An 8,945-nucleotide genomic window follows, 5' to 3' on the forward strand; every position below is an offset into this window, starting at 1 on the left:
GGCCACAACGAGCTGGTGCAGGTTGTGGTGCGCCCCGAGGACATTCAGGTGGTGCCGGCCATTCAGGGTCAGCTCACCGGCGTGGTAAAGGAGGTCATTTTCAAAGGCGTGCACTACGAGATGCATGTGGAGCAGGCCGGTTATGAGTGGATCATCCATTCCACCCAGGCCAGCGAACCGGGCGAGCTGATCGGCATGTGCATCGGCCCGGACGAAATCCACATCATGCAGCGGGCGGAGGCATGAAGCGATGATCAAAAATAAAAAGCTTGCGGCGCCCTACCTTGTGTGGATGGTGCTGTTCATTGCCGCCCCTCTGGCCATTGTGGTCTACTTTGCGATGACCGACAAGGCTGGAAACTTTACACTTGAAAACTTGATGAGCATCGGGCGGTACAGCTCGGTGTTTGCGCGCAGCCTGATCCTGGCGGCGGTTGCCACCCTGATCTGCCTGGTGCTGAGCTTCCCGGTAGGGTACTTCCTTTCCCGCATGCGGGTCTCCAAGCAGAAGATCATGCTCATGCTGGTGATGCTGCCCATGTGGATGAATTTTTTGCTGCGCACCTATGCCTGGATGAGCCTTTTGGAAAACAACGGCATCATCAACCGCTTTTTGGGCGTGTTCGGCATCGGGCCGTTCCAGATGATCAACACCAGCGGCGCGGTGGTGCTGGGCATGGTGTACAACTTTTTGCCCTATATGATCCTGCCGCTTTACACCGTGATGGTGAAGATCGACGACAGCGTGGTGGAGGCCGCGCAGGACCTGGGGGCCGGCACCCTGAAAACACTCACGAAGGTGCTGATCCCGCTCTCGGCGCCCGGCATCAGCACCGGCATTACCATGGTGTTTGTGCCCAGTGTTTCGACCTTTATCATCAGCCGCATGCTGGGCGGCGGCGGCACGTTGCTGGCGGGCGATCTGATCGAGCTGCAGTTTTTGGGCAACAGCTACAACTACAACCTGGGCAGCGCCATGAGCCTGGTGCTGATGGTGATCGTGCTGCTGTGCATGAGCTTTACCAGCGGCTTTGACGACCAGGATATGGAGGGGGTGCTGTAACATGAAAAGCCATCACTCCAAGGCCCTGCAAAAGGTCTATCTGTGCCTGATTTTCTCGTTTATGTACGTGCCCATCGCCGTGATGATCGTGTTCAGTTTCAACGAGAGCAAAAGCCGCACCCTGTTTACGGGCTTCACCTTTAAGTGGTACAAGAGCCTTTTGCACAACGAGATGATTCTGGATGCGCTGGCGCTCAGCCTGCTGGTGGCCTTTGTGGCGGCCACCATCGCCACGGTGGTGGGCACCATGGCGGCCATCGGCATCAGCGCCATGAACAAAAAGGCCCAGAGCGCCATCAACACGGTCAGCTATATGCCGGTGGTAAACCCCGAGATCATTACCGGCGTGTCTATGATGCTGCTGTTCGTGGTGTATGTGAACTTTGCCAAATGGGTCAATTCTTCGCCCCAGGTGCCGGGTTTTCTTAAGTTTCTGCCCGAAAACGTGTTCGGCGTGGGCACCCTGCTGGTGGCGCATGTGTCGTTCTGCCTGCCGTACGTCATTTTCAACGTGGCGCCCAAGCTGCGCCAGATGGACGTGCGCATCTACGAGGCGGCGCTGGACCTGGGCTGCAACCCCAAGCAGGCGTTTTTCAAGGTGGTGCTGCCGGAGATGATGCCGGCGATCCTGTCGGCATTTTTGATCAGCATCACCTATTCCATCGACGATTTTATCATCTCCTACTTCACCTGCGGCACGCTGCAAACGCTGCCCATTGCCATTTACAGCATGACGCGCAAAAAGGTGAGCCCGGAGATCAACGCCCTGTCCACCATTATGTTCGTGGTCATTCTGGGCATCATTCTGATCACCAACTATCTTGACAGCCGCAGCTACAAAAAAGCGCGCGGCCGCCGCTGAAGAAGGGGGGAGCGCGGAATGAAAAAATTTGTTTGTGTTTTGCTGTGCCTGTGCATGGCCGCCGGCCTTGCGGCCCTGCCTGCCGCCGCCGGGGAAGAACTGATCCAGGTGACCGACGACATCGCCGTTTCGGCCGGCTATGACTGGACCCGCTTTAAAGGGCAGAACGTGAGCCTGAACGTATACAACTGGGGCCTTTACATCTCGGACGGCTCGGACGAGAGTGTGGACGTGCTGGCCGCGTTTCAGGAGCTCACCGGCATTAAGGTGAACTACACCACCTATGACACCAACGAGAGCATGTATGCCAAGCTCAAGAGCGGCGGCGCCAGCTACGACGTGATCGTTCCCAGCGACTATATGATCGGCAAAATGGTGAACGAGGACATGCTGGAACCCCTGAATATGGCCAATATCCCGAACTTTGCCAGCATCGGTGCGGCGTATAAAGGGCAGAGCTACGACCCTGCCGACGCATACAGCGTGCCCTATATGTGGGGGCTGGTGGGGATCGTTTACAACAGCACCATGGTGAGCGAAACGCCCGACTCATGGGCGGCGCTGTGGGATGAGCAGTATGCAAACTCGGTGCTCATGTTCAACAACAGCCGCGATGCCTTTGCGATCGCGGCCAAAAAGCTGGGCATGAGCCTGAACCCCCGCAGTATCGAAGAAGTGAACCTGATCGCAGAGGAGCTGAAGGCGCAAAAGTATGTGGTGCAGGCCTATGTGATGGACGAGATCTTCGACAAGATGGAGGGCGGCGAAGCTGCCCTGGCGCCCTACTATGCGGGCGACGCCATTGTGATGATGGACGAGAATCCGGATCTGGGCTTTGTGATCCCGAAAGAGGGAACGAACTATTTTGTGGACGCCATGTGCATTCCCAAGGGCGCAAAGAACAAGGAAGCCGCCGAGATGTTCATCAACTACATGTGCGAGGTGGACGTGGGCGCGGCCAACTGTGATTTCATCGGCTATTCCACCCCCATCGACGCGGTGCGCGGCGAGCTGCCGGAGGAACTGGCGAACAGCCCCATCGCGTATCCCAGCGCCGAGGTGCTGGCCAACACCGAGACCTTCGAGGCTCTGCCGGAAGAGATCAACGCCGCCATGGACCGCGCCTGGAGCGACATGAAAAGTTACGATGAGAACGGCAGCGGCTGGGTGGTGCCGGTGTTCCTGGTGTCGGCCATGGGCCTGGCTGCCTTCAACATCTGGCGCCGCCGCGCAAAGCGCAGGCGCAAAGAGATGTATTGAGCCGCGCAGGAAAAGCATGAAAAAGGCAAAGAGAGCATTCCCGGAAACGGGAATGCTCTCTTTTTTCAGGGACAAAAGAGGCGGCGGGCGCTAAAACAGCGCCCAGAGGACGGGCACCAGCAGTGCGGGCAGCAGATTGCCCACCCGGATCTTGGTGTTGAAAGCCACGTTCAGCCCCACACAGAAAATGAGCACCGAGCCCACGCAGGACAGATCGGAGATGAGCGCCTCGCTTAAAAAGCCGGCCACCAGCGCGGCCGCCAGGGTAATGCCGCCCTGCAAAACACCCAGGGGCAGGGCCGAGAACAGCACGCCTATCCCAAAGGTGGCGCCGAACACCATCACGATCACAAAGTCCAGCAGAGCCTTGGAAAAAAGGAGTGTGTGGTCGCCGGTGAGGCCGTCCTGAATGGAGCCCACAATGGCCATGGCCCCCACGCAGATGACCAGCGAGGCGGTGACAAAGCCGTCGACAAAGCGGCTGTCGCTCCTGTCGCGCACCAGGCGCTTGAGCCGCTCGCCTAAAGCCTCCATGCCGGCCTCGATGTTGAGCGCTTCGCCCGCAAGGCCGCCCAGCACCAGAGAAAAGATAAGCAGCATGGTGTTTTGGGTGCTCACCGCGCCGTTTTCCACCTTTAACAGCCCGGCCAGGGCGCCGCTGATGCCGAGAAAGATCGTGGCAATGCCGCAGGCCTGCATTAAAATATCGCGGAAACGGCGCTTGAGCCCGCTTTTGATGAGCATTCCCAGCCCGCCGCCCGCCAGCACGGCCAGCACGTTCACCAATGTGCCGAGGCCCCTCATGACAGCGCCTCCCCGGCTGCGGAAAGCCTGTCCAGCGCGGCGCGGGCCGCCGCGACCTCGCGGCCGTCGGTGCGCCACAGGGAAAACTCGCTGGCCAGCGGAAGGCCCATGGGCACACCCTCTTTTCGGTAATGCATGGGGCTTTCGAGCTGCCGTTTGCCGCTCATGTGAAAGTGTTTGGCGCCGGTGGCGGCAGCCAGCGCGGCCAGGTTGCCGCTGTTCACCCCGCCGCCCACCAGAATGTTCACCGGGCCGGCCTGCCGCACCAGCTGCGCCAGCAGGTCCGTGCCCTGGGGGGCCGCGGCAGCCTGCCCACTGGTGAGAATGCTGGAAACGCCCAGCGCTTTTGCCGCCCGAAGCGCGGCAAAGGGGTCGCGGCATACGTCAAAGGCGCGGTGCAGCGTGACCGGCAGGCCCCGGGCAGCCGCGATCAGGCGCCGCATGCGGGGCAAATCCAGTTCACCCTCCGGTGTGAGCACGCCCAGCACAAGGCCGCCCGCACCCGCGGCTGCAAAGCGGGCGGCGTCGGCCAAAAGCACCTCGAATTCCAGCCCGGTATAGCAAAAATCGCCGAAGCGGGGGCGCAGCAGCACGTTGACCGGAATTTTGACCTGGCGCTTTACCAGCTCGAACAGCCCAGAGCTGGGGGTGATGCCGCCCACCAGAAGGTCGGCGCACAGCTCCAGACGGTCCGCGCCGTTTTGGGCGGCGGCAAGGGCCGATTCGGGCGAATCGACACAGCATTCCAGCAAAAAGTGGGACAAGGTTCATTCCTCCCGTTGATGTTCTGCCTTTAATTGTGCCAGATACTCGGCCAGTTCGTCAAGGTCTTTTTCGCTTAAGGCGTCGCTCTCTGCCATGGCGGCCACCAGATTTTTGGCGCTGCCGCCGAACATGCGCCCCAGCACCCAGCGGCTTTCGGTGGGCAGATAGTCAGCCCGGGCCACAGACGCGCTGTACAAATACCCTTTGCCCTGCTTTTGCCGGGCCACAAACCCCTTGGCTTCCAGGCGCGAGAGCAGAGCCAGCAGGGTGGTGCTGGCCCAGCCCTTTTCGGTGAGCCGGGCTTCGAGGGCCGGGCGGGTGAGGGGGCCGCCCGCGGCCCACAGCTCCTTCATCACGTCCAGCTCGGCGTCGGGCAGGCGTTTGAGTTTGGTTTTCATGATGGGTTTACCTCCAGTGCGGCGATGCGCCAGCCGCCGTTTTCCGGCCGCAGGGTCATGGTGGCCCGAGTGGTGTTTTCCACCCGCAGGGTGAGGTGAAACGCGTTGTGCAGCGGTTCCACATCGATGGCCATCTGGCCGTTGTTATACCAGTCCAGAAGGGTGTCCACCGAAAAATCGCGGAATTCATCCGGCGCCCAGTAGGGCTGGCTGGCACAATAAAGAAAGCCTCCATGAGTTACATAGTGGGGGGATGCCCCGCTGAAAAGCTGGTTGGTTTTCAGGTAGCGCTCAAGAAGATCCCGGGTGTAGACCTGCGCCAGAGCCGCCCGATAATCCTGTTCGGTTTTCAGGTAGGCACAAGGGTAGAGGATGCGGGCGTAATAGGCGTTTTCCCACTGATATATGCTGGGGCGGGCGGCGTCGATGGGAAGCTGGGCAAGCCGGTTGGCCTGGCGCAAAAGCGCCAGCGCTGTTTCGGCCACCTGCTGGTCGGCAGGGTGTTCTGGCAGGGAAAAGCCCGCCGCGCCGCAATATAGAGCCTCGGTTTCCGCCGAGAAGGGAAGGCCGACAGAGGGATTGTAGAGGTCACGCAAAAACCAGCTCTCCCCATAGTCGTAGCTGGCAAGCTCGAAAGCGTTGCCGCCCGCGTTGTTTGAGGAAGCGTAGCATTTTGCAACGATATGGCCGGGCGCGGGGGCCAAGCGGTCCAACCGCACCGAGCAGGTGTGCACGCCAGGCACGCTGTCAAACGGGATATAGGGAAGGAAAGCGCTCAAGTCAAGCTGCTCCCAGTGTGCGCCGCCGTCCAGCGTGCGCCACACATCCGGCTGGTCGTAGCGGGTATGGGGGACCCAAAAGCCCACGTTCTCGTTTACCCACAAAAAGGGCTGGGTATGCCACAAACCGTTTTTGGCGTTTTGGGGGCAGACATGGCGGCCCATTTTCGCCCAGGTTTTGCCGCCGTCACGGGTGCGGAGCACCAGAACGTCCGTGTTGGTCTCATAGCGTGGGGCATCCCCCATGCGCAACACCAAAAAGCCGGTCCTTTCGCTCACCATCTGATAATTGCTTACCCGGAAGGGTTCCTGCCCCACGATGGGGGCGAGGTCGCATTGAAGTGTTTCCACGGTTTTGCCCCCGTCTGAGGTGAAATACAGCGAGACGGTGGGCTGATTTTTGGTGCGCGTGGCATATCCGGCCTGCTGCCCGTTAAGCGCCGAATATTCGTCCCGCTCGTAGGTTGGAACATTTGAGGGAAAGCCCTCTACAGGAGAAAGGTTCCAAACATCCAAATCGGGCCATACATCTTCTTTGCCGCTGCGATCCGGTAAGGGGGTGGGCATGGGCGTGGGCGTTGGGGTGGCCGCGGGCAACTTTGCGGGGGCGCCGCCCTGGCTGCAGGCAACCATGCCGCCGGCAAGGGCGGCCGCGAGGGCCAGCGCCGCCAGCGCGGCCGGGCCGCGGCGCTTGGGCGAAGCGTCCCACAGGCGGGCGAAGCGGGCCGCCATGCTTTTTTTCGTGAGGGCAAAGCAGGTGGAGAGGGCGGGCGCGCGGCCCATGCGAGCGGCTGCGAGCAGCGCGTCGCAGTAGGCGGCGCGGTAGGCGGGCCCACGCCCAGCCACCGCCTGTTCGTCGCAGGCGGCCTCGAGATCCTGCCCGGCCAGGCGCACCAGCAGCCAGGCGGCGGGGGTGTACCAGTGCACGGCCCGCACCAAAAGCAGCAGCGCCTTAAATAAAAGGTCGCGCCGCTTGAGATGAGTCAGCTCGTGAGTGAGCATCAGCGCGGCCGCCTGTGCGGGCGGCTCGCTTTCGGGCACGAACACCACGGGCCGCACCAGCCCCGCCACCAGCGGGCCGCGCACGGCGCGGGTACACAGAAACCGGGGCCGACGGGCAAGGCCGCTGGCGGCAAATGCCGCCCCGAACGCCCGCTGCCAGCCGTCGCTGGGGGGCCCGCCGGTGCGCAGGGCGTGGCGAAGCCACAAAAAGGAGGCCCAAAATTGCCACAGGCACAGCCCGGCAGCCCCTATGAGCCAGACCCGGGCGGCCCAGGCGAGGGGACTTAAAGAGGGAATATGCGCGCTTGGGGGGGAGGAGACAGAGGCCGGCGAGGCAGCGGAGGGGTGGGCAAGATCTGCCGCACCCTCCGCTTGGGGGGAGGCAAAGCCCGGCGCGGGCGGCGGAGTTGCAACAGCGGCCTGTGCAGGAGCGCGTTCAGTGAGGGCGCGCTCCACGGGGGCGGTGAGCGCGGGCGGCACGGCAAGCCGCACCGGCGCGGGCACGGCGGGAACCACAAGCCGCACAGGCAGCAAAAACAGCGCGGCCACGATGAGCCACAGCCGGCAGAGCCAGCGGGAACCATAGCGCTTTTGAAGCCGGGGGGCGAGTGCAAACAGCGCGCAGGCCGCCAGCCCCACCAGCGCGCCCTGCAGGGCAAACCCCACAAAGAGTCCGTCCATGCGGATCACCTCGCTTCTTTTACAGCTGTAGAACATATGACTTTATTCTACAACTGTTAAAGAAGATTGTCAATATCCACAGAATGCAAGCGGCGGCCCTGTGTGCGTTTTTTAAAGCGCGGCCGGCGCGCAGGGCAAAAACACAGCAGATCACTTGCCGGCTGGGGCCAGGGAAGGTATAATATAAAAGTGGTTTTAAATTCAAAGGATCAGGAGGCACCCCATGCCGGAACAAAAAGATTTTATCGAGACCTTTCGGGTATTTGATTTCGAGTGCGATATGAACCGCAAGCTGCTGCCCGGCGGCGCGCTGCGCATGAGCCAGCAGATCGCCACCGACCACTGCGACGCCCTGGGCCTTACCGCGGAGTTTTACGGGGCCAATCACGCCGTGTTTTTGCTGGCGAAGCTGGCCTGTGAATTTGCCCGTGTGCCGCTGATCGGCGAAACGCTGACCCTGGTCACCCTGCCCGAAACAGCCAAAAGGGCTGTTTACAAGCGCGTGACCCGCATTCTGGATGAGGCGGGCCGGGAGATCGGCCTGGTGGACAGCCGCTGGGTGCTGGTGGACACCGACACACACCGCATCCTGCGCCGCCCGCCCGACGCGTTTGCCGCGCTGCCCTTTGATGAAGAAGTGCCCTTTGCGCTGAATATGGAGATCCCAAAGCCGGAGAGCGCCGAGCCTGCGGGCACAGCCCGTGCGGACTATACCCTGTGCGATACCAACCGCCACCTGAACAACACCCACTATGCCGATGTGGCCTGCAATGCCCTGCCCCTGGAGGAGCTGGAGCGCAGAGCGGTGCGGGGAATCGCCCTGAACTACCACAGCGAGGTGCCGGCAGGGGAGAGCTTTGAGCTGGAACGGGGCCGTTTGGACGAAAACACCTGGTATGTGGCCGGCCAGCGCGGGGGCAAGCGCTGTTTTGAAGCCAAGCTTATTTTGGCGTAGAACCAAAAATAGGGTCACAAACAGGAAGAATTTTGTAAAGATTCCTGCCATGTAACTGTTTTGAAATATTTTTTACTTTTTTTCGGATTAAGGCTTGACAAAAGATTTCAAAAGAGTTACAATTTAGTTGCAAGAAAGTTACACCCCTTTTTCATGTGTTGTGAGGCATCTTTCCCGCCTGTTTCCTCCTGCCGCGCCTTATAAACGCGGTTCTCAGGCGGGGTGCAAAAGGGTGTCTCAAAAGTCCTGTAGCAGACCCTCTCGCCGACCCTCCGGCGGGAGGGTTCTGTTTTTATGGGCAATGCGGGGGGAAATGCTGCGAAAGGGCCTGCCGCAAGAGTAATACTAATTGTGCCCCTTTTGACGAAATGCCAGT

General features: G+C 60.9%; 9 protein-coding genes. 5 read left to right on the plus strand and 4 right to left on the minus strand.

All coding sequences use genetic code 11. The features are described 5' to 3' along the window. The 4 genes from ACMLHZ_RS14325 to ACMLHZ_RS14340 form a co-directional block, all read left to right on the plus strand. Positions 1–246, plus strand: a 246-nt coding sequence (locus ACMLHZ_RS14325) for a TOBE domain-containing protein (RefSeq protein ID WP_418668348.1), incomplete at its 5' end; no start/stop codon positions are given. 4 nt (positions 247–250) lie between these two features. Further along, positions 251–1,063: an ABC transporter permease gene (locus tag ACMLHZ_RS14330; RefSeq protein WP_177565930.1), complete on the plus strand. Its 813-nt coding sequence runs from the start codon at positions 251–253 to the stop codon at positions 1,061–1,063. Position 1,064: 1 nt separating this feature from the next. Next, positions 1,065–1,925, plus strand: coding sequence for an ABC transporter permease (locus tag ACMLHZ_RS14335; RefSeq protein WP_418668349.1), 861 nt, complete (start codon positions 1,065–1,067; stop codon positions 1,923–1,925). An 18-nt stretch (positions 1,926–1,943) separates the two neighbouring features. Further along, complete coding sequence (locus tag ACMLHZ_RS14340) at positions 1,944–3,185, plus strand: ABC transporter substrate-binding protein (RefSeq protein ID WP_418668350.1); 1,242 nt, start codon at positions 1,944–1,946, stop codon at positions 3,183–3,185. A 90-nt stretch (positions 3,186–3,275) separates the two neighbouring features. Here the strand turns inward: ACMLHZ_RS14340 and ACMLHZ_RS14345 are convergent, their stop codons facing one another. The 4 genes from ACMLHZ_RS14345 to ACMLHZ_RS14360 are packed head-to-tail and all read right to left on the minus strand — an operon-like array spanning position 3,276 to position 7,614. Then, positions 3,276–3,989: a DUF554 domain-containing protein gene (locus ACMLHZ_RS14345; protein ID WP_418668351.1), complete on the minus strand. Its 714-nt coding sequence runs from the start codon at positions 3,987–3,989 to the stop codon at positions 3,276–3,278. Beyond that, positions 3,986–4,753, minus strand: a complete 768-nt coding sequence (locus ACMLHZ_RS14350; protein ID WP_418668352.1) for a copper homeostasis protein CutC — start codon at positions 4,751–4,753, stop codon at positions 3,986–3,988. The genes ACMLHZ_RS14345 and ACMLHZ_RS14350 overlap by 4 nt, the downstream gene beginning before the upstream one ends. A 3-nt stretch (positions 4,754–4,756) precedes the next feature. Further along, positions 4,757–5,152 (minus strand): BlaI/MecI/CopY family transcriptional regulator, encoded by a 396-nt coding sequence (locus tag ACMLHZ_RS14355; RefSeq protein ID WP_418668353.1) that lies wholly within the window; start codon positions 5,150–5,152, stop codon positions 4,757–4,759. After that, complete coding sequence (locus ACMLHZ_RS14360) at positions 5,149–7,614, minus strand: M56 family metallopeptidase (RefSeq protein WP_418668354.1); 2,466 nt, start codon at positions 7,612–7,614, stop codon at positions 5,149–5,151. The genes ACMLHZ_RS14355 and ACMLHZ_RS14360 overlap by 4 nt, the downstream gene beginning before the upstream one ends. A 223-nt stretch (positions 7,615–7,837) precedes the next feature. Between ACMLHZ_RS14360 and ACMLHZ_RS14365 the strand changes: the two genes are divergently transcribed. Beyond that, complete coding sequence (locus ACMLHZ_RS14365) at positions 7,838–8,569, plus strand: acyl-[acyl-carrier-protein] thioesterase (RefSeq protein ID WP_418668355.1); 732 nt, start codon at positions 7,838–7,840, stop codon at positions 8,567–8,569. Positions 8,570–8,945: the final 376 nt, after the last annotated feature.

It is taken from the genome of Allofournierella sp. (assembly GCF_048388525.1).
GTDB lineage: Bacteria > Bacillota > Clostridia > Oscillospirales > Ruminococcaceae > BQOK01.

Bases quoted from the DNA above. Each gene is read 5' to 3' on its own strand.
- ACMLHZ_RS14365 (WP_418668355.1), top strand. From the start codon at position 7,838: ATGCCGGAACAAAAAGATTTTATCGAGACCTTTCGGGTATTTGATTTC.
- ACMLHZ_RS14335 (WP_418668349.1), top strand. From the start codon at position 1,065: ATGAAAAGCCATCACTCCAAGGCCCTGCAAAAGGTCTATCTGTGCCTG.
- ACMLHZ_RS14355 (WP_418668353.1), bottom strand. From the start codon at position 5,152: ATGAAAACCAAACTCAAACGCCTGCCCGACGCCGAGCTGGACGTGATG.
- ACMLHZ_RS14345 (WP_418668351.1), bottom strand. From the start codon at position 3,989: ATGAGGGGCCTCGGCACATTGGTGAACGTGCTGGCCGTGCTGGCGGGC.
- ACMLHZ_RS14330 (WP_177565930.1), top strand. From the start codon at position 251: ATGATCAAAAATAAAAAGCTTGCGGCGCCCTACCTTGTGTGGATGGTG.
- ACMLHZ_RS14340 (WP_418668350.1), top strand. From the start codon at position 1,944: ATGAAAAAATTTGTTTGTGTTTTGCTGTGCCTGTGCATGGCCGCCGGC.
- ACMLHZ_RS14360 (WP_418668354.1), bottom strand. From the start codon at position 7,614: ATGGACGGACTCTTTGTGGGGTTTGCCCTGCAGGGCGCGCTGGTGGGG.